The following is a 19,661-nucleotide window of genomic DNA, read 5'->3' on the forward strand; positions in this document are numbered from 1 at the left end:
TTTGTGCACCGCTCGACTTTGCTCACTGATGCGCATCACGCATGAAATTGAGCGTGGTCCATGCGGCCTGATCGCTCGCCGAGCCAGGGCCAACCACGCAGCCCGCAGTCAATACACATCACGCCGATATCGCCCCTGCTCCGCCAGCGTATCCACCGCCTGCGCGCCGAGCGCCGCACGCAGTTCCGCGTCGACGGCCGGTGCCATGCCCTGCAGGCTGCCACAGACGTAGATGCAGGCACCGGCGGCGACCCACTCGCGCAGCGTCGCGGCGGTCTCGCCGACACGCTGCTGCACGTAGATGCGTTCGGCCTGATCGCGCGAGAACGCGAGGTCGACGCGTTCGAGCACGCCACTGCGTTGCCAGGCCTCGATGTCCTCGGCGAAAAAGAAATCGCGGTCGCGCTGGCGCTCGCCGAACAGCAGCCAGTTGCGTCGCTGGCCGCGGTTCGCGCGCGCCTTGAGCAGCGCGCGCAGGCCGGCGATGCCGGTGCCGTTGCCGATCAGGATCAGCGGGCAGGGCTGCGGCGGCAGATGGAACTGACTGTTACTGCGCAGGCGCAGGTCGACGGTCGCGCCGACCGTCGCATGCGCGGTCAGCCAGCCCGAGCCCAGGCCGAGGCTGCCGTCGTCGCGGCGCCACTGGCGCACCAGCAGATCGAGGCGGCCGTCCTGCGGTATGGACGCGATCGAGTATTCGCGGTGCGGCAGCGGCTTGAGCGAGGCGAGCCAGTCGTTGCCCGCATCGCCGGCGGCCGGCGCCGTTTCGGGCCACTGATGCCGGGCGAGGAATTCGGCCACGCTTTCACCGCCGTCGAGCAGGCGTTCACCGTCGAGGCCGCAGCGCCGCAACTGCGCCGCCACCGCTTCGGGTCCATGACGCGGTCCGATCTCGGCCACGTCGCCGGCGGACCAGTCCGGCGTGTCGCCCTGCGGCGCCTGCAGCGACAGCAGGAAGCACGCGCCGCCGACGCTGCCGGGATTGAGCTGGCGCCGCGCAGCCAGTTGCCAGCGCGAATAGCGCGGCGCGGTCCAGTCGGGCTCGTCAGTGCGGCCGGCGAGCACGCCGATCTGATGCTGCCAGTGGCGCAGCGCGCCGGGTTCCGCATTGTCCACATCGATACGGTCGAACAGCGCCTGCGCCCCCTGCTGGCGCAGCCAGGTATCGACGCTTCGGCCGAAACCGCAGAAATTGACGTATTCACTGTCGCCGAGCGCGAGCACGCCGTAGCGCAACTGAGGCAATGCGAGCTTGTGCGCGAGCAGGCGGCGCGCGAAGCCCGCGGCCATGTCGGGCGGGTCGCCCTCGCCGTAGGTGCTGACGATGAACAGCGCGCGCCGCGTCGCGCGCAGCAGGGCTGCATCGATGGCATCGAACGCGACGAGCCTCGCCGCACATCCCGCGTCGTCCAGCGTACGCAGGGTGCGCCGCGCGAGATCTTCGGCCGTGCCGGTCTGGCTCGCATAGGCGACCAGGACCGGATCGGCCACGGCGACCTCGGCCACCTGCAGGCGCGCCGCGCGCACGCGGCGCCGCCAGCGCAGTGCGAGGCAGAACGCGACGAACACGACGACGACGACGGCCGCGCCGGCCAGACGCGCCGGTGCCGGATCGGTCCAGGCCAGCGGCACGCGCTGCCAGTACGCGAACACCACGGCAATGACCACCAGCGCGAGCAGCACCGCGGCATTGCCGATCACGCTGCGCGAAATGAGCCGCGGCTTGTCTCTCATGCGTGCCGGCTCATGCGTAGCGGAAGCGCGCGAACGCGCTCGACTCCACCGTGGCCAGCCCCTGCGCCGCGCGACTCACGAAGCGCGCGGCGATGCCGTGGCGCTGCGCGAATGCAAGACCGTCGTCGGCGCCGAGCACGCTGAACGCGGTCGCGTAGGCGTCGGCGAGCATGGTCTCGTCGTGCAGCACGCTGACCGCGGCGAGCGCGTGGCTGACCGGCTCGGCGGTGCGCGGATCGATGGTGTGAGAATAGCGCTGGCCGGCAGTTTCGAAATAGCGCAGGTAGTCGCCCGAGGTGGCGATCGCACCGTCGCGCAGCACGCCGATCAGCGGCATCTCGGCTTGTTTCTCGGGCGATTCGATCGCGACATACCACGGCCGCCCATCGCCTCGAAAGCCGCGTGCGCGCAGCTCGCCGCCGACCTCGACGAGATAGTCGTGGATGCCATGGCGCTCCAGGCTCGCGCAGACCTGGTCGACGGCGAAGCCTTTGGCAATCGCGGAGAGGTCGAGAAATACGCCGCCGGGCTGCCACACCGCGTGTCGCGCGTCGTCGCAGCGCAGGCGTTGCCAGCCACAATCGGCGCGCGCGCGTTCGATCGCCGCCGCTGGCGGTGGTGACTCGCGCGTACCGTCGGGACCGAAACCCCAGAGATTGACGAGACGCCCCACCGTCGGGTCGTAGGCGCCGCCAGTCTCCCGCGCGACCGCGAGCGCCGTAGTGACGACGCGATAGCAATCGTCCGGCAGTTCCACCCAGACCGGCCCAGCCGCGGTGTTGTAACGGCTCAGGTCCGAATCGGCGCGCCAGGTACTCATCTGCCGATCGACGCGGTCGAGTTCCGCCTCGATCGCCGCACGCACGACGGCCGCGTCGGGCCGGCGTCGCGCGCAGACCTTCACCGACCAGTGCGTGCCCATGCTGTCGCCGCTCCACGCGCGCACCGGCCAGCGCAGCACGCGGCGCGGCAGAACCCGGCGCGCGAGCATGGCGAGGTTCATGCCTTTCGCTCTGCGAAAGGAATAGACAAGCACCGCTCCGCGAAAGGAATAGACAAGCACCGCTCCGCGAAAGGAATAGACAAGCACCGCTCCGCGAAAGGAATAGACAAGCACCGCTCTGCGAAAGGCGTGGACAGGCATCGCCCGGTGACAGGAACCGCCCCGCGTCGCGGCGCGCAGCAAGCCGGCGTGCTCTCGCACGCGAAAAGACCGGCACTTCCCCTTGCCGCGATGCGAAAATCGCGCGACACGCCTACTGCGCCAGCACCTCGAAGGTCGCGACATAGCTCGCGCGTCGCGACGTCGCTTTCGGCACGGTCGCGTTCTTGTCCTGCAGCGAGGTTTCCAGCCAGTACATGCCTGCGGCCGGCCAGGTCACGCTGATTTCGCCGTTCTTGTCGGTCTTCAGCGCGATCTCGTTCTGCGCGTTGCGCCAGCGGCTGCCGCCCGGAACGACCTCGACGGCGAGGTCGACGGCCGGCTTGCCGTCGAGCGTGAAGCGGAACTTGGCCGTCTCGCCCGCGAACAGGTCGTTCGGATGCGTGACCGGCGTCATCTCCAGGCCTTTGCCTGTCGCCTTGAGCGCGGTGTCGTTCGGCGCGCCGGCGGTAGCAAAGGTTTCGATGCGTCCCGCCGACTGGGTGATTTCCACATTTTTCGCGTCGGCCGGGATGTCCTTGGCCATGTCGTCCGGCTTGCCGCGCCAGCGCTTCTTCTCGCCGTTGAGTTCATAGCTCGCAAACACGCCGTTGTTGACCAGGGCCATCTTGTAGGTGCCTGGCTTGTCCAGGTGCAGGTCGAAGCTCGAACGGAACTTGCCGGTGAACGGGTTCTCCGGCTTCACGGCGCTGCCGTCGGGCGCGGTGATCTCGAGATTGTCGAGGCGGATCGGCACGTGGTTGAAATAGAACAGGTCGTTGGAGACCGCCGCATCCACGGTGATCCACTGGTCAGCGGTCAGCACGGTGGCCGACGGCAGCAACCAGGATTTGTGGGCCTGTGCCGCACTGGCGGCGAACAGGACGAGTGCGGCGGCAACGACGGGACGCAGAGCTTTCATGGGGTGTTCTCCGAATTGAAGAAGCGCGGAAAAATTCAACCGCTCAAGCCCTCCCCTTCAAGGGGGAGAAGGGCGATGGTTTGGAACCGCAGGTTCTCATCGTCCTGAACGCCCAAAGGGCGGGCGGGTTGGGTGGGGATGGGTTCGGCTTGAGTGACTAAAACGGGGTTGACACCAGACACGTTCGAGACTGGGTGATGGCTCTGTTGCGGTTCGACGCAACATCACACCATCCCCACCCAACCCTCCCCTTGAAGGGGAGGGCTTTGGCGTTCTTGCCTCGGATCGGCTGCGCGACATCAGGCTGGAAATGCCTATGGCGCCAGGTCCAACGAAATATTCCCGAGCTCCAATTCGCCCTTGGTATCGCCGTGGAAAGCCTTGGCCGGCGGCCAGTCGAACGGAATGCGCACGAGCTCGCGGCCGCCGACTTCGCGCGCGGCCTCGACGACGAGGGCGTACTTGCCGGGCTTGAGGTCCGCGAGCTGGGGCTGCTTGTCATTGAAGCTGAGCTTGTGCACGCCGGCCGGACGCGTCGCGCCGCTGACGCCGTCGATCGGCAGCGTGCTGCTGCGGCCGCTGCGGCGCCACCACTGGCGCAGGTCGGCCAGCCACTTGGTGCCGTGCTCCTGTTTGCCGGTCGCCGCGTCCTTGCCGCCCTTCTGCTGGTACCAGACCGCGAGGTTGGCCGCCACGCTGTTGTCCGGGCGCTCGACCCAGACCGCCACGTAAGGCCGGTGGTACTCGGCCACGCTGAGGTTCGGTACTTCCACGCCGACGTTCAGATCAGCCGCGGCCGCACTGCCGGCGAGAAGCGCGCTGAGCGCGCAGGAAAGCTTCAGTTGCACACGCATGGGCACTCCATCAATGGATGAACAGAAGTATCAGTACGACAGGAACCGCAACACCCAGCACGACCATCGGCCAGGTCGCCGGCCGGCGCGGCGCATGCAGCTGCAGCAGGAACAGACCGGTGATCGCGAACACGAGGCAGGCCACGGCGAAGATGTCGATGAACCAGGTCCACACCGGGCCGGTGTTGCGCCCCTTGTGCAGGTCGTTGAGCCAGGCGATCCAGCCGCGGTCGGTGCGCTCGTATTCGACCGCGCCACTGGCCAGATCCACGCTGGCCCAGGCGTCGCCACCCGGCCGCGGCAGCGAGATATAGATTTCGCTCGCACTCCATTCGGCCTCGGCCGCACCTATACGAAGGTCCAGCGCCTGCGCGAACCAGCGCGCGAGCTCGGCATCGACCGGCTGCTTGCCTTCCAGTCCGCGCGCGGACAGCGACGCGCGCAGGGCTGCCGGAATTTCCGCCTGCCGGTTCAGCACTACCGGTTCGGCGCTGATCTGGCTGGCATGGTTGAGCGTGATGCCGGTGAACGCGAACAGGATCAGCCCGATCAGACAGGCCGCCGACGAAATCCAATGCCATTGATGCAGCGTCTTCAACCACCCGGCGCGGCGTTGCGGATCGTTGGCCATGGAAATCGGGACTGCTCGCGACGCGGGAGCGCCGGTTGGCGCAAGAGCGGCGATTACAGCACAAATGAGAATCAGTCTCAATTCGAAGCCTGGGCGAGACTCTGGCACTGCCGCGCCTGTACTCAGCACCAGATCTCCACAACCCCGCCAAATGCCTGCTGCGCAGGCATTTGGCCGGTCCGGCCCGTCGGGCGTTCAGAGCGATCAGAACCTGCGGTCCTGAACGATCACTCCTCACCCCCTTCACTTAAGGGGGCTCCGGAATCGAAAGCCGTATCGCGCACCGCACCGGACCCCGGCGATGCGTCATTGCCGCCGCGCGCTTAAAACCGTACCATTTCGGTCTACTTTAGCGGCGTCCTCCCATGCTCCGCGTCAGCAAGCTCACTGATTACGCGACCGTCGTCATGACCGTTCTCGCCGAGGCCGGCAGCGACGTGCTCAGCGCGCAGGTGCTGGCCGAGCGGGCGCGACTGGAGATCCCGACCGTGTCCAAGCTGCTCAAGCAGCTGGTGCACGCCGGACTCGTCGAGTCGTTCCGCGGCGTCAACGGCGGCTACCGCATCGCCCGCACGCCGGCCGCGATTTCGGTCGCCGAGATCGTCGTGGCGATGGAAGGGCCGATCGGCATGACCGAGTGCAGCGTCCACAGCGGCCTGTGCGATCACGAAAGCCACTGCGGCGTGCGCGGCAACTGGCAGCGCATCAACCAGGCGATCGCCGACGCCCTGGCCAGCGTGACGCTGGCTGACATGATGAAACCTCCAGGACCAAAGCGGCCGATACCGACGCCGCTGCGTGTCGCGCTGGTATGAAAAGCGAAATCAGTAGGCAGCCCATGGCAACCGAACGCAACGACGAGATCGTCACTGCACTCAACCGGCGCTACGAAGCCGGCTTCGTGACGGATATCGAAACCGAATACCTGCCGCCCGGCCTGTCCGAGGACGTGGTGCGCCAGATCTCGGCCAAGAAGAACGAGCCGCAGTGGATGACCGACTGGCGCCTCAAGGCCTATCGCCATTGGCTGACGATGCCGATGCCGGACTGGGCGCAGCTGCGCATCGCGGCGATCGATTTCCAGTCCGTCAGCTACTACGCCGCGCCCAAGGAGCGGCCCAAGTCGCTGGCCGACGTCGATCCGAAGCTGCTCGAGACCTACGACAAGCTCGGCGTGCCGCTGCATGAGCGCGCCAGGCTCGCCGGTGTCGCGGTCGACGCGGTGTTCGATTCGGTCTCGGTCGGCACCACGTTCCGCAAGGAGCTGGCCGAAGCGGGCGTGATCTTCTGCTCCATGTCCGAGGCGATCCAGGAACATCCGGACCTGGTGAAGCAATACCTCGGCTCGGTCGTGCCGGTCGCCGACAACTACTTCGCCGCGCTGAACTGCGCGGTGTTCTCCGACGGTTCGTTCGTCTTCATTCCCAAGGGCGTGCGCTGCCCGATGGAGCTGAGCACCTACTTCCGCATCAACGCGCTGAACACGGGCCAGTTCGAACGCACCCTGATCGTCGCCGAGGAAGGCAGCTACGTCAGTTACCTCGAAGGCTGCACCGCTCCGCAACGCGACGAGAACCAGCTGCATGCGGCGGTGGTGGAACTGGTCGCGCTCGACGATGCGCAGATCAAGTATTCGACGGTGCAGAACTGGTATCCGGGCGACGAGAACGGCGTCGGCGGCATCTACAACTTCGTGACCAAGCGCGGCGACTGCCGCGGCGCACGTTCGAAGATTTCCTGGACCCAGGTCGAGACCGGTTCGGCGATCACCTGGAAATACCCGAGCTGCATCCTGCGCGGCGACGATTCCACCGGCGAGTTCTATTCGGTCGCGCTGACCCACCACGCGCAGCAGGCCGACACCGGCACCAAGATGATCCACATCGGCCGGAACACCAAGTCGAAGATCATCGCCAAGGGCATCAGCGCCGGGCGCGGCCAGAACAGCTACCGCGGCCTCGTCAAGGTGGAAAAGAGCGCCGAGGGCGCGCGCAACTACACCCAGTGCGATTCGCTGCTGATCGGCAAGAAATGCGGCGCGCACACCTTCCCGTATATCGAGGTCAAGCATCCCAGCGCGATCGTCGAGCACGAGGCCACCACGTCGAAGATCTCCGACGACCAGCTGTTCTACTGCCGCTCGCGCGGACTCGACCAGGAAGACGCCGTGTCGATGATCGTCGACGGCTTCTGCAAGCAGGTGTTCAAGGAACTGCCGATGGAATTCGCGGTGGAGGCCAAGAAGCTGCTGGAAGTGTCGCTCGAAGGGGCGGTGGGTTGAGCGCCGTACAGCGCAATGAGCGCAGGACTGCCGTTTCCGTGCGTGCAGTGAACGGCGAATCGTCGCCAGTCGATACGGAGTGTGTGTGATGCGCATCGTGATGCTGACGCTGGTCCTGCTGTTGCTGTCAGCCTGCGGCGCCCGCGCCGACGGGCCGCATGGGCTCTACCTGATGACACGGTTTTCGGTCGGCACCCTGACGCTGGAGGCCTATCGCTTCGCTGACGGCACGGTCGTACGCAACCCGACCGCCGGCACCGACGAGATCGAGCGCGAGCGCAAGCAGCGCCCGCACGACGTCGGCAGCTACCGGCTCGACGGCGGCAATCTCGTCATGAGCTTCGACGGCAAGCCGGTCAGCAGCACGTACGAACGCGGCGACGGCGGCTGCTTCGGCTGGGATGCCGGTTCGTTCTGTCCCGTCGAGACCTTCGCCAGCAATACGCGCATCGACGGCGTCTACGCCGGCGGGGCGAGCGTCGGCGGTGGCGCGGTCATGTCCGCCTCGACCCTGACCTTGCGCGGCGACGGCAGCTATTCGCTGTCGACGATCGGAAGCGTCGCGACCGGCACGGAGGCCGGCAGGGTCGGATCCAGCGGCGAGCAACAGGGACGCTACCGCTTCGACGACAACGCGCTGATCCTGACGACCGCGGCCGGTGCCGAGCAGCGCTATTCGAGCTTTCCCTACGACGACGGCAGCGCCGGACCCGCGCCGCGGCGGATCTATTTCGGCGGCGGCATGCTGAAGCGTCAGAACTGACGCCGCTCTTTCTCGTTCCCTTTCTGCAGACCTCGCGCAATGCTCAAAATCGAAAACCTCCACGTCCGCATCGCCGGCAAGGAAATCCTCAAAGGGCTCAGCCTCGACGTGAAGCCCGGCGAAGTGCACGCGATCATGGGGCCGAACGGCGCCGGCAAGTCGACGCTGGGCAACGTGCTCGCGGGCCGCGAAGGCTATGAGATCACCGCCGGCACGGTCGACTTCGGCGACCAGGACCTGCTGCAGCTCGAACCCGAGGAACGCGCCGCGGTCGGGCTGTTCCTCGCGTTCCAGTACCCGGTAGAGATTCCGGGCGTCAACAACACGTATTTCCTCAAGGCCGCGCTGAACGCGCAGCGCCGGTACCGCGGCGAGCCGGAGCTGGATTCGATGCAGTTCCTCAAGCTCGTGCGCGAGAAACTGCGCGTGCTGCACATCTCCGATGATCTGCTGCATCGCGCGGTCAACGCGGGCTTCTCCGGCGGCGAGAAGAAGCGCAACGAGATCTTCCAGATGGCGCTGCTGGAACCGCGCCTGGCGATCCTCGACGAAACCGATTCGGGCCTGGACATCGACGCGCTGAAGATGGTCGCCGAAGGCGTCAACCACATGCGCAGCGCGCAGCGCGCCTTCGTCGTGATTACGCACTACCAACGTCTGCTCGACTACATCGTGCCCGACTACGTGCACGTGCTGGCCGAGGGCCGCATCGTCGAGAGCGGCGACAAGACGCTTGCGCACAAGCTCGAGCGGCAGGGCTATGCCTGGCTCGACGAGCGCCGCGTGCCGGAGCGCAGCCCCGCATGAGTGCACCGCTGCTGCAGGAACTGGAACGCGGATTCGCCGGGCTGCCGATTGCGCAGCTCGATGCGGGCGGACTGGGCGCGTCGCGCCGCGCGCAGCTCGCCGCCGCGCTGGCCGACGGACTGCCCGGCGCACGCGCGGAACGCTGGAGGCATACCTCGCTGCGCGCGCTCGAGCGGCGTGCGTTCTCGCCGCTGCCCACGGCGACGCAGGCCGATGCGGACGCGGTTGCATCGATCCCGGGACCGCGACTGGTTTTCGTCAACGGCACGTTCTCGCCATCGCTTTCGCTGCTCGACGGCATACCCGACGGTGTGGAAATGACCACGCTCGCGCAGGCGCTCGCACATGGTGATGCGCGCGACGTGGATTTCCTCGCGCGCCGCTTCGACGCAGCCGACGAGACCTTCGCCCGGCTCAACGCGGCGTTCGCGCTCGATGGCCTGCTGCTGCGCGTCGCCGACGGCGTGCATTGCCCCACGCCGATCGCACTGGTGATGCTCGGCGCCACCAGCAGCGGCGACGCGGCGATCCACCTGCGTCATCTCATCGAACTCGGCGAAGGCGCGCGTCTGACGGTCTGCGAATACCAGCTCGCCGCGTCGGCGCAGACCCATCTCGTCAACAGCCTCGCGCACGTACACCTGCGCCGCGACGCGCGGCTCGACCACGTTCGCGTGCAGAACGAAGCCGCGACGGCGACGCTGGTGACGCGTACCGACGCGGTGCTCGGCAGCGCGGCCGACTATCGCCGCATCGACCTCGAGCTCGGCGCCGCCCTGTCGCGGCACGAACTCAACGTCGCGCTGCAGGGCAACGGCGCGCGCGTCCATGCCGCCGGTGTGCTGTTCGCCGACGGCCGCCGTCATGTCGACACGCGCCTGAACATCGAACACATTGCACGCGACACCGCCTGCGAACTGAACTGGCGCGGCCTCGGCGCCGATCGCGGCCGTGTCGTGTTCCATGGCGGCATTCGCATCCGCGCCGGCGCCGATGGCACCGCGGCGCAGCTGTCGAACAAGAACCTGCTGCTGTCGCCGCACGCGGAGATCGACACCCAGCCCGTGCTCGAAATCCACGCCGACGAGGTGCAGGCCAGCCACGGCGCGACCGTCGGCCAGCTCGACGACGCGGCGCTGTTCTACCTGCGCTCGCGCGGCGTGCCCGAAATCGAGGCGCGCACGCTGCTGACACTCGCGTTCTGCCGCGTGGTGCTGGACGGGGTTGAAGACGGCGCCCTGCGCGAGCAGCTGGACGCGCTGCTCAGCGCGCGCCTGCCGCAGGTGTCCGCATGAGCGAACCTTTCGATCCACTGCGCTACCGCGCCGACTTCCCGCTGCTTTCGCGCCGCGTACACGACGACAAGCCGCTGATCTATTTCGACAACGCGAACACGGCACAAAAGCCGCAGTCGGTCATCGATGCGGTCGATGGCTACTACCGCACCTACAACGCCAACGTCGCGCGCGCCGTGCATACGCTCGGCGAACAGGCGACGGCAGCCTACGAAGGCGCGCGCAGCAAACTCGCGATGTTCCTCAACGCCAATCGCGACCAGCTCGTCCTCACGAGCGGCACGACCCAGGCGATCAATCTCGTCGCCTACAGCTTCGCGCTGCCGCGCCTGGCGGCCGGCGACGAAATCCTCGTCACGCAGATGGAGCACCACGCCAACATCGTGCCGTGGCAGCTCGTGGCCGGCCGCACCGGCGCGACAGTCAAGGCGGCGCCCATCGACGCGAACGGCGTGCTCGATCTCGAGCGTTTCGAAGCGCTGCTGACACCAGCGGTCAAGCTCGCCGCGGTCGCCCATGTGTCCAACGTGATCGGTACCATCAACCCGGTCGCGCAGATCGCAAAGCTCTGCCGCGCGCGCGGCATTCCGCTGCTGGTGGACGGCTCGCAGGCCTGCCCGCACCAGCGCGTCGACCTGCAGGCGCTGGGCTGCGATTTCTATGCCATGACCGGACACAAGCTGTTCGGCCCCACCGGCACCGGCGCGCTGTGGGCGCGGCGCGAGCATCTGCAGGCCATGCCGCCGTTCTTCGGTGGCGGCGAGATGATCCGCACGGTCAGCTTCGACGGCACCGTGTTCGCCGATCCGCCGCACAAGTTCGAAGCGGGCACGCCGAACATCGCCGGCTTCATTGGTCTGGGTGCCGCGATCGACTATGTCGAGAGCGTCGGGCTCGACCGCATCCAGGCCTACGAGGCGGAGCTGCTCGCCTACGCGACCGCGGCGCTGGACAGCGTGCCCGGCCTGCGCCTGTTCGGCCGCGCGCCGCATAAAGCAGCCGTGCTGTCGTTCCTGATCGACGGTGTGCATGCGCACGATGTCGCCACGCTGCTCGACCACGAAGGCGTGGCGGTGCGGTCGGGCCATCACTGCGCGCATCCGCTGATGCAGTTCTTCGGCGTGCCGGCGACCGCACGCGCGTCGCTATCGTTCTACAACACGCGCGACGAGGTCGATGCGTTCGTGCGCGCGCTGGACAAAGTGCGCCGTCTGCTGGCCTGACCGTGAACGCGCTCTACCGCGACATCGTGCTCGACCATCATCGCGCACCGCGCCGCCACGGTGCGCTCGAGCAGCCGACCCACGCCTGCGATGGCGTCAACGCGCTCTGCGGGGATTCGCTGCATGTGGAACTGCGCCTGCACGAGGGCCGCATCACCGAGTACGCTTTCCGCGGCGAATGCTGCGCCATCGCGACGGCCACGGCCTCGCTGCTCGGCGAGCGCGTGATCGGAATGACACCGCCGGAAATCGCCGCGCTGCAGCAGGCCTTTGCCGCGCTGGTCGGCGTCGAGGGTGTGGGCGCGGGGCTGCTCGACGATGTCACGCCGGATCTGGGCGATCTCGCCGCGCTATCGGAACTCACGCGCTATCCTGCGCGGCGCAAATGCGCCCTGCTGCCCTGGGCGACGCTGGCCGCCGCGCTGGCCGGCGAAACCCGTACGACTACCGAAAAGGACTCCGCATGAATGCCGTCGCCGACGCTCCGATCACCTTCCGCGCCGCGGTCACGGCGGACATACCGGCCATCGTCGCGCTCGTCGAGTCCGCCTACCGCGGCGACGTGAGCAAGCAGGGCTGGACTACCGAGGCCGATTTCCTCGAAGGCCAGCGCACCGACGCGGATTCCGTCGCCGCTCTCGTCGCGCGCGGCTATAGCCGCATCGTGCTGGCCGAGCGCGACGGCGGACTGCTGTGCTGCTGCCACATCGAGCGCCTGCAACAGGACGGCCGCAACATCGGCTATTTCGGCATGTTCGCGGTCGACCCGCGGCTGCAGGGCGGCGGCGTCGGCAAGCAGGTGCTGGCTGAAGCCGAGCGTATCGCCAAGGTGGAATGGAATTGCGACGAGATGCAGATGACCGTGATCACGGTGCGCGAGAGCCTGATCGCCTGGTACGAACGCCGCCGCTATGTGCGCACCGGCGTGCTCAAGCCGTTTCCGTACGGCGACGAGCGCTTCGGCATTCCGACGCGCGACGACCTGCAGTTCGAAGTGCTGGCCAAAGCGCTGTGAGCACAATGACCTTCGGGGCGACGCAGCCGTGAGCGCCGCCTGGATCCGCGTCTGCGCCACGGCCGAGCTGCTGCCGGGTGAATTCCAGGTCGCCTGGGACGGTGACGTCGCGATCGCGGTGTTCAATATCGACGGTGACTTGTACGCGGTCGAGGACATCTGCACCCACGACGGCGGCGAACTCGCCGGCGGTCCGCTCGACGGCTTCGAAATCGAATGTGTGCGCCACGGCGCGCGCTTCGACCTGCGCACCGGCGCCGTGCTGTGCCCCCCGGCCTACGAGCCGATCGCGAAGTTCCCGGTGCGCGTCGAGGACGGCGCGGTATTCACGCGGGACGATCGCTGGGATTGAAATCCGGCATCAAGGAATCTCTGAACAAAAAGAGCGCCCGGCCAGAAGCCGGGCGCAAGCGATCCGAGTCAGGTCGGATCGACGTCGCGCTATTGCGCCGGGCGGTAGGTGAACCATGTCAGGAACACCAGACCCGCGCCGTCGGTGTCGAGCATGAACCCCTCTCCGTCGCGGGAGGGACCGCCGTACCAGGCGCCCTGGATCCAGTTGGTGTTCGGGGCGCCGGCAATTCCCGTGCTCTGGCATGCGGTCACGGCCGGCGTCGTCAGCATGCGTTCGATGCGGTAGCCGCCGCTGCCGAAGCGGGCGCTGTTCTCACCGCTGGACTGCCAGGTCAGCTCGGCTTCGACGCAGCTCAGGAAATTGATCTGGATCGTGCCCCAGCGCGGCTTCTGCACCGCAGCCGGATTGAACGCGGCACCGAACGCCGCACCCAGCGCAGTGTTGGCTTCGAGTTCCACGCGGGTGCCGACCAGACGGCCCAGGGCGGTGAGCCAGTACTGCGAACCGATGGTCGCGGGATTGGGCGTTTCGCTGCCGACCTGGCCCTTCGGAATGACGGCGACATAGGTAGGACCCGACAGACCACCGGAGCCCACCGGGATCAGCAGCGACTTCTCCTCGCCGCTCTCACCGTCGATCTTGAGCACGCCGACACCGCGCGCGCCGTTGCCCGCGACGAGCAGGCTGCCGTCGGGATGCCAGGCCATCCCGGTCGGCGAGCTGATCGACGCACTGATGACCTTGTCGAGACCGCCGCCGGGGAAGTTGTAGCGCAGGATCTGATTGGATCGCTCACCGGTCACGTAGAGCTTGTCGCCGGCGGGATTGAGCAGCAGGCCGCGGGCGGAGCGCAGGCCGTTGTCGCGCACACCGGCGAACTGGGAATACTGGCGCGACTGCGGGTCGAAGCGCACGACATTGTTGCTGTCGTAACCGGGCACGTAGATCTTGCCGTCGGGCGCGTCCATCATGCCGTTGTCCGGCCCCTTGAGCACCGTGATGCCGGCCAGCGGCAGGCTTTCCGGAACACCCGTGGCGATGTCGTACTCGCGCAGCGCGCTGGTCGCGTAGCTCGACAGGTAGGCACTGCCGTCGCTGAACGCGACGCCCGTCAGACCCCAGTCCAGCGGCAGGCGCGCAAAGGTGTCGATGAAATCCAGCGTCTCCGCGTCGTAGCGCAGCAGGGTGTCGGCTTCCTCGCTGACCACCCAGAGTTTTCCGTCCGGCCCGATCTTGACGGCCTGCGCGCCCTGGATGCGGCCGCTGTCGTCGAGGTTGCGCAGGAAAGCGCCCGTGCAGGCATCATAGACATGCACATTGCTGTAATAGCCGCTGACGAGGACGCGGACGTCGTCGCAGGACGCCGCCTGAGCGGCATGCAGGGAAAAGGACAGTGAGAACAGGACCGAACAACGTGCCCACCAATTTGACTTGCGGCTCATGCGTAATCTCCTTGCGTCAACGTGAGGCCGCAGGGTCAACGAGAGCCACCTCCCCGGTCCTGCGCAACAGCTTCGCGTTAGCTGCGCAAAACCCCGGTGTATTCAAATCAACTGCTTGCGCATGAATTCCGCTCCCCTTCCGGCTGGCGAACCGACCCCGGCCCAGCGCTTCCGCCTTGGCGACTGGCTGGTCGATGCAGGCAATCACGAGCTCATCGCCGAAGCCGGCCGCGTGCGGCTGCAGCCGCGCCAGATGCAGTTGCTGCTGCGCCTGGCGCGCGAGCCGGGCACGGTGCTGCGCCGCGAGCAGCTCATCGAGGACGTCTGGGAAGGCCGCTACGTCAACGACGAGGCACTGTCGCGCGCGATCGCCGAACTGCGCCAGTTGCTCGCCGACGACCCGCGCGCGCCGCGCTACATCGAAACCGTGCCCAAGCTCGGCTACCGCCTGATCGCCCTGCCGCGGATCGACAGCACCACCGTCGCAACGCCGGCGGTCGCGCAAGCGCTGTCGCGCACGACCGCGCGGCTCGACGCGAGCGGCCTGCCACTGGCCGACCCACGCGTGCGCCGGCGCACGCAGATCGCCGGCATCGTGGTCGGCGTCGTCATGGTCGCGCTGGTCGCGGTGCTCGCGCTGACCCTGCCGCAGCCGCCGGGCGCGGAACAGGAAGCGGCTGACCTGCGCGCCCGCGTCGATCGCGCGCGGCCGCTCGCGATCGAACCCGGTTTCGACCAGAGCGCCAGGTTTTCGCGCGACGGCCGCTGGGTCGCGTGGTCCACGTCCGACGCCGAGCTCGACCGTGCGCATATCTGGGTCGCCTCGCGCGACGGCCAGTCGCGCCACCTGCTCAGCGACGGCGAAGCCTGGGACATGTCGCCCGTGTTCGTCGACGACGACAGCAGCGTCATCTTCGTGCGCTACACCGCCAGTACCTGCGAGTTGCGCGAGCAGAAACTCATCGAGCGGCAGTCGCGCCGAATCGGCGAGTGCGCACCGCCGCCGGCGACCAGCCGCATCGATGCGTCGCCGGATGGCCGCCGCGTGGTGTTCGCGCAGGCGCGCGAGGCCGGCCGCACCGGGCTGGCCCTGCTCGACCGCGCCAGTGGCACGGTCAGCACGCTGACCGATCCCGGCGAACTGGCGCTGACAGACCAGAACCCGCGTTTTTCCGGCGACGGCAGCCAGCTCGTCTTCACCCGCGGCCAGCACAGCCTGCAGCGGATCTGGCTGCTGCCGCTCGCCGCACCGGCGCGCGCGCGCGCGCTGGTGGAGGCCAACGGTCTCATCTATGGGGCAGCCTGGCTGCCGGGCGACATGGCGCTCGTGCTGGCCGGCGACCTGTTCGGGTACCGCGCGCTGTACCGCGCGGACGCGGCGACCGGCGCACTCGAATTCCTCGGCGCGCGCGGCGCGCGTTATCCCGATGTGGCCAGCGACGGCGCTTTGATCTACGAGATCGCCGACTACCAGGCCAACCTGTGGCACGCCGACCTGAGCGACCCGCGCAAACCACCGGAACCGATCACGACATCACAACGCTACAACAACCAGCCTGCCTATTCGCCCGACGGACGCTGGCTCGCGTTCGGGTCCAACCGGGACGGTCTCGAAGCGCTCTACCTGGCCAGACCCGACGGCACCGGCGTACAGCGCCTGGCGCTGGATACGAGCCAGCGCTGGGTCCGGCCCCACTGGCATCCCGATGCCACGCACCTGCTCGTGACGGCGATCCTCAACCGCAGCGACGGTACCGAATGCCTGCCGTATGCCTGCAGCAGCGAGCACAGCGAGGTCTACCGCTACGACCTCGCCGCACGCCAGGCCCAGCTCGTGACCGGGCTCGGCGAGGACGCGCGCTATGCGCAGTACAGCGGAGACGGCCGCTGGATCTTCTACGTGCGGCGCAAGAACGAACGCGACCAGCTCTGGCGCGCGGCGGCGGACGGCAGCGGCGCGCGTCTGCTGCTGGATGCCAATGTGGAACATTTCACGAGTGACGAACGCCACCTCGTCGTCGACGTCGCCGCGGAGCCGGGCCTGCGCCTGTGCCGCCTGGACGCCAGCGAGTGCCGCGTCGTGCTGGACAAGCTGGAACCCGGCAGCGGCCTGCAGCCGGACAACACCTACGTCGCACTGCACGGTGGCGGGCTCGCATTCGTCGTACGCGACGACGCCGGCAAGCGCTATGTGCAGCGTTACGACCTGACCAGCGGCCGCGTCACGACTCTGCTCGCCGATGCGCCGACGACCTTCGCGCCGGCGCTGAGCTTCAGCGCCGACGGGCGCTGGCTGGCCTATTCGCGCAACGACCGCATCGCGATCGATCTCTACATCGGCGAGGCGCGTCCCGTCGCGGACGGTCCGGCGCACTGAGACCACCACCATGAACGACACCGAACGCCACGCCGCACTGCGCGACTTCGTCGCCGCCTGCGGCGCTGATCCGCAGTCCCTGCAGGTCGCCTCTGCCGACGCGAGTTTCCGCAGCTACTGGCGCGTGCGGCGCGGCGGCGAAAGCGTCATCGTCATGGACTCGCCCACCGAGCTGGAGCCAGTGCAGCCGTGGCTGGACATCGGCGCGCAGCTCGGCGCCGCCGGGCTGCATGTGCCGGCCGTGCAGGCGGCCGATGTGGAACGCGGCTTCCTGCTGATCGAGGACCTGGGTACGCGCACCTACCTGCCCGCACTGGATGCGCATAGCGCGGATGCGCTCTACGGCGCCGCACTCGATGCGCTCTTCGTCATGCAGACGCGCCTGGATGGCAACGTGCTCGAGCGCTACGACGAAGCGCGCCTGCAGATGGAGCTGGAATACCTGCCGCAATGGCTGTTGCAGCGCCATCTCGGCGTCACGCTGGAATGCATCGAGTGGGATGTCGTCGAGCTCGCGTTCCGCCGCATCCTCAACGCGGTGCAGGCGCAGCCCTACTGCTTCGTGCACCGCGACTTCCACAGCCGCAATCTCATGATCGCGACGCCGTCGCCAGGCATCATCGATTTCCAGGGCGCGCTGCACGGGCCGCTGACCTACGATCTCGCCTCGCTGTTGCGCGACTGCTACATCGCGTGGCCGCCGTCGCGGGTCGAGGCATGGGTCGAGGCATACCGGCTGCGCCTCGTCGCCGCCGGCCGGACCACGGCCGATGCGGCGCTGTTCCGGCGCTGGTTCGATTTCACCGGGCTGCAGCGCCACATCAAGGTGCTGGGCCTGTTCTGCCGGTTGTGCTATCGCGACGGCAAACCGCAGTACCTGCAGGATCTTCCGCTGGTGCTGCGCTACGTGCTCGACGTCGCCGGCCGCTACGCGGAACTCGCTGATTTCGTCGCACTGCTGACGCGCTTCGTCGGCGACGCGGACCTGCGCCTGCGCCGCGATGAGGCCACCAGCGCATGAAGGCGCTGATCTTCGCCGCCGGCAAGGGCGAGCGCATGCAGCCGCTGACCGCGAACACGCCCAAGCCATTGCTGCGCGCGGGCGACAGGCGCCTGATCGACCGGCATCTCGAGCGTCTCGCCGCCTTCGGCGTGCGCGACGTGGTCATCAACACCTCGTGGCTGGCCGAGGCGTTCCCGGCCGCGCTCGGCGACGGCGCGCACTGGGGCCTGCGCATCCACTACAGCGAAGAAGGCGCGGAACCGCTCGAAACCGGCGGCGGCATGCGGCTCGCGTTGCCGCTGCTCGGCGACGGACCGTTCCTCGCGCTCAACGGCGATATCCACTGCGACGTCGATCTCGCGCAGCTGGTGTTGCGCGACGACGATCTCGCCTGCCTCGTGCTGGTCGACAATCCGCCGCACCATCCACGCGGCGATTTCGTGCTGGCCGGCGATCGTCTGGTCCCGGACACCACGGCCACCGCAAGGCTGACCTTCGCCGGCGTCGGCCTGTACCGCCCGGCCCTGCTCGACGACTGGCGCGCCTGCATCGGCGATGCGGCCGGAGCGGACGAAACCCCGCCGCGCTTCAAGCTCGCGCCGCTGCTGTACGCGGCAATCGCGCGCGGCCGCGTTGCCGGCCTGCATCACCGCGGCGAGTGGACCGATGTCGGCACGCCGCAGCGGCTGGCGGAACTCGCGGTGCAACTGGACGGCGGCGCCTAGATACGCGACACGAGCCGCGACAAAGCGTCGGCACGTACAGTATCGTGGCGCATTCCGGTGAAATCCGTTCGCGTGTCCGTGAGTGGGGCCTACTGCGTTCGTCGGCGCAGATCGGAATCACTGCGTGCGGACTCCCCTATGGCGCCTGTTGATACAGGCAGCGTAGTTGACCAAGTAGCGAGAAACAAATGTACAAGGTATCGCGTTGGCTCAGCGCGGTCGCATTGAGCGTCTTGCCGTTTGTCACTGCTGCAACAACGCCGGACGAGGAACTGGCCGAGCGGGCCGTTACGCCGGCGCAGGACTATTCGGACGAGTTCATACGGCAGCGTAACGGCGTGGCCGCATTGGGGCCGTCGCTGTTCGGCGACAGTACGGGCTTGAGCACCGGAGCCACGGAATTCGTTACCACGGATATCAGCCTGCCTGGCGACTCGGCGTTGCCGGTGAACCTCACGCGGCGCTATCGCGTGGACTATCGCACCGCGCCGATGGGCGCTCGGGCGCCCGGCCTGTTCATCGACTGGGAGCTGGACCTGCCTCACCTGCGCGGCACATTTGCGCGAACCGAGGGCAATGCGACGTCCGGCTGGCAGGTGTCCACACCGGGACAGCCAAACCAGCGCTGTTCGGTGGATCCGAACAGTCCGGCGCAGGGGCAACCGCCGTCGGCAATGGGTAGCGGCAACTACTGGTCGTTCGCGAGCGACCAGTACTGGCACGGCAATAGCCTGTATATCCCGGGCCGAGGCGACGAGACCCTGATGGTGATCGCACCGGCCAATGCCAATCGGCCGGCCGACGGGCGCACCTACCGCTGGGTGGCCAGCAATAACTGGGTCGTTGCCTGCCTGCCGTCGACCGCGAATGACGTTCCTGGCGAGGGGTTTCTCGTGGTGTCGCCCGAGGGTTCGCGATATTTCTTCGACTGGTTTGCAAAGGTCCCTGCCAGTCCGGTCAGTGCCGCCAGCGGCGTGTTTCCGAATTCCTGGGTGTCGTACCTGGAGCGCCAGGATCAGTACATCTTCCCCACGCGCGTCGAAGACCGCTTCGGCAACTGGGTCACCTACACCTTTGACCCAAACAACCCGCT

Annotated in this window: 18 protein-coding genes and 1 pseudogene; 13 read left to right on the plus strand and 6 right to left on the minus strand. The window is 67.6% G+C overall.

Features of this window, described 5'->3' with window-relative positions; all coding sequences use genetic code 11:
- Positions 1–108 precede the first annotated feature (108 nt).
- The 5 genes from RUU78_RS04705 to RUU78_RS04725 form a co-directional block, all read right to left on the minus strand.
- Positions 109–1,734: a sulfite reductase subunit alpha gene (locus RUU78_RS04705; protein WP_313914174.1), complete on the minus strand. Its 1,626-nt coding sequence runs from the start codon at positions 1,732–1,734 to the stop codon at positions 109–111.
- Positions 1,735–1,744: 10 nt separating this feature from the next.
- Complete coding sequence (locus RUU78_RS04710) at positions 1,745–2,737, minus strand: FAD:protein FMN transferase (RefSeq protein WP_313914176.1); 993 nt, start codon at positions 2,735–2,737, stop codon at positions 1,745–1,747.
- Positions 2,738–2,990: 253 nt separating this feature from the next.
- Positions 2,991–3,797 carry a DUF4198 domain-containing protein gene (locus tag RUU78_RS04715; protein ID WP_313914178.1) on the minus strand — a complete coding sequence of 269 codons (807 nt, stop codon included), beginning with the start codon at positions 3,795–3,797 and terminating at the stop codon, positions 2,991–2,993.
- Between the two features lie 314 nt (positions 3,798–4,111).
- Positions 4,112–4,645 (minus strand): DUF2271 domain-containing protein, encoded by a 534-nt coding sequence (locus tag RUU78_RS04720; protein ID WP_313914210.1) that lies wholly within the window; start codon positions 4,643–4,645, stop codon positions 4,112–4,114.
- Positions 4,646–4,661: 16 nt separating this feature from the next.
- A complete protein-coding gene (locus RUU78_RS04725) occupies positions 4,662–5,282 on the minus strand; it encodes a PepSY-associated TM helix domain-containing protein (RefSeq protein ID WP_313914180.1) in 621 nt (206 codons plus the stop codon).
- A 365-nt stretch (positions 5,283–5,647) separates the two neighbouring features.
- On the opposite strand from RUU78_RS04725, the gene RUU78_RS04730 reads away from it, so the two are divergent.
- The 9 genes from RUU78_RS04730 to RUU78_RS04770 all read left to right on the plus strand — a co-directional run bounded on the left by RUU78_RS04730 (position 5,648) and on the right by RUU78_RS04770 (position 13,018).
- Entirely contained in the window at positions 5,648–6,097 is a 450-nt protein-coding gene (locus RUU78_RS04730; RefSeq protein ID WP_313914182.1) for an SUF system Fe-S cluster assembly regulator, read from the plus strand.
- Positions 6,098–6,120: 23 nt separating this feature from the next.
- Positions 6,121–7,563 carry a Fe-S cluster assembly protein SufB gene (gene sufB, locus RUU78_RS04735; protein ID WP_313914183.1) on the plus strand — a complete coding sequence of 481 codons (1,443 nt, stop codon included), beginning with the start codon at positions 6,121–6,123 and terminating at the stop codon, positions 7,561–7,563.
- A gap of 88 nt (positions 7,564–7,651) precedes the next feature.
- Positions 7,652–8,326 (plus strand): hypothetical protein, encoded by a 675-nt coding sequence (locus RUU78_RS04740; RefSeq protein ID WP_313914184.1) that lies wholly within the window; start codon positions 7,652–7,654, stop codon positions 8,324–8,326.
- Positions 8,327–8,365: 39 nt separating this feature from the next.
- Positions 8,366–9,133, plus strand: coding sequence for a Fe-S cluster assembly ATPase SufC (gene sufC, locus RUU78_RS04745; RefSeq protein ID WP_313914187.1), 768 nt, complete (start codon positions 8,366–8,368; stop codon positions 9,131–9,133).
- Positions 9,130–10,428, plus strand: a complete 1,299-nt coding sequence (sufD, locus tag RUU78_RS04750; protein WP_313914188.1) for a Fe-S cluster assembly protein SufD — start codon at positions 9,130–9,132, stop codon at positions 10,426–10,428. The genes sufC and sufD overlap by 4 nt, the downstream gene beginning before the upstream one ends.
- Complete coding sequence (locus RUU78_RS04755; protein ID WP_313914190.1) at positions 10,425–11,651, plus strand: cysteine desulfurase; 1,227 nt, start codon at positions 10,425–10,427, stop codon at positions 11,649–11,651. Before sufD ends, RUU78_RS04755 begins: the two co-directional genes overlap by 4 nt.
- A 2-nt stretch (positions 11,652–11,653) precedes the next feature.
- Complete coding sequence (gene sufU / locus RUU78_RS04760) at positions 11,654–12,118, plus strand: Fe-S cluster assembly sulfur transfer protein SufU (protein WP_313914192.1); 465 nt, start codon at positions 11,654–11,656, stop codon at positions 12,116–12,118.
- Positions 12,115–12,666: a GNAT family N-acetyltransferase gene (locus tag RUU78_RS04765; RefSeq protein ID WP_313914194.1), complete on the plus strand. Its 552-nt coding sequence runs from the start codon at positions 12,115–12,117 to the stop codon at positions 12,664–12,666. The genes sufU and RUU78_RS04765 overlap by 4 nt, the downstream gene beginning before the upstream one ends.
- 28 nt (positions 12,667–12,694) lie before the next feature.
- On the plus strand, positions 12,695–13,018 hold the full coding sequence (locus RUU78_RS04770) for a non-heme iron oxygenase ferredoxin subunit (RefSeq protein WP_313914196.1): 324 nt from the start codon (positions 12,695–12,697) through the stop codon (positions 13,016–13,018).
- Positions 13,019–13,107: 89 nt separating this feature from the next.
- Here the strand turns inward: RUU78_RS04770 and RUU78_RS04775 are convergent, their stop codons facing one another.
- Positions 13,108–14,463: a hypothetical protein gene (locus RUU78_RS04775; RefSeq protein WP_313914198.1), complete on the minus strand. Its 1,356-nt coding sequence runs from the start codon at positions 14,461–14,463 to the stop codon at positions 13,108–13,110.
- 121 nt (positions 14,464–14,584) lie between these two features.
- Between RUU78_RS04775 and RUU78_RS04780 the strand changes: the two genes are divergently transcribed.
- The 4 genes and pseudogenes from RUU78_RS04780 to RUU78_RS04795 form a co-directional block, all read left to right on the plus strand.
- A complete protein-coding gene (locus tag RUU78_RS04780; protein WP_313914200.1) occupies positions 14,585–16,840 on the plus strand; it encodes a winged helix-turn-helix domain-containing protein in 2,256 nt (751 codons plus the stop codon).
- 10 nt (positions 16,841–16,850) lie between these two features.
- Positions 16,851–17,861 (plus strand): phosphotransferase, encoded by a 1,011-nt coding sequence (locus RUU78_RS04785; RefSeq protein ID WP_313914202.1) that lies wholly within the window; start codon positions 16,851–16,853, stop codon positions 17,859–17,861.
- Positions 17,858–18,568: an N-acetylmuramate alpha-1-phosphate uridylyltransferase MurU gene (gene murU, locus RUU78_RS04790; protein ID WP_313914204.1), complete on the plus strand. Its 711-nt coding sequence runs from the start codon at positions 17,858–17,860 to the stop codon at positions 18,566–18,568. Before RUU78_RS04785 ends, murU begins: the two co-directional genes overlap by 4 nt.
- A gap of 188 nt (positions 18,569–18,756) precedes the next feature.
- Positions 18,757–19,661: pseudogene (locus RUU78_RS04795) on the plus strand (hypothetical protein); the annotation flags it as partial.

The organism is Tahibacter sp. (assembly GCF_032229445.1).
In the GTDB taxonomy this organism is placed as follows: domain Bacteria; phylum Pseudomonadota; class Gammaproteobacteria; order Xanthomonadales; family Rhodanobacteraceae; genus Tahibacter.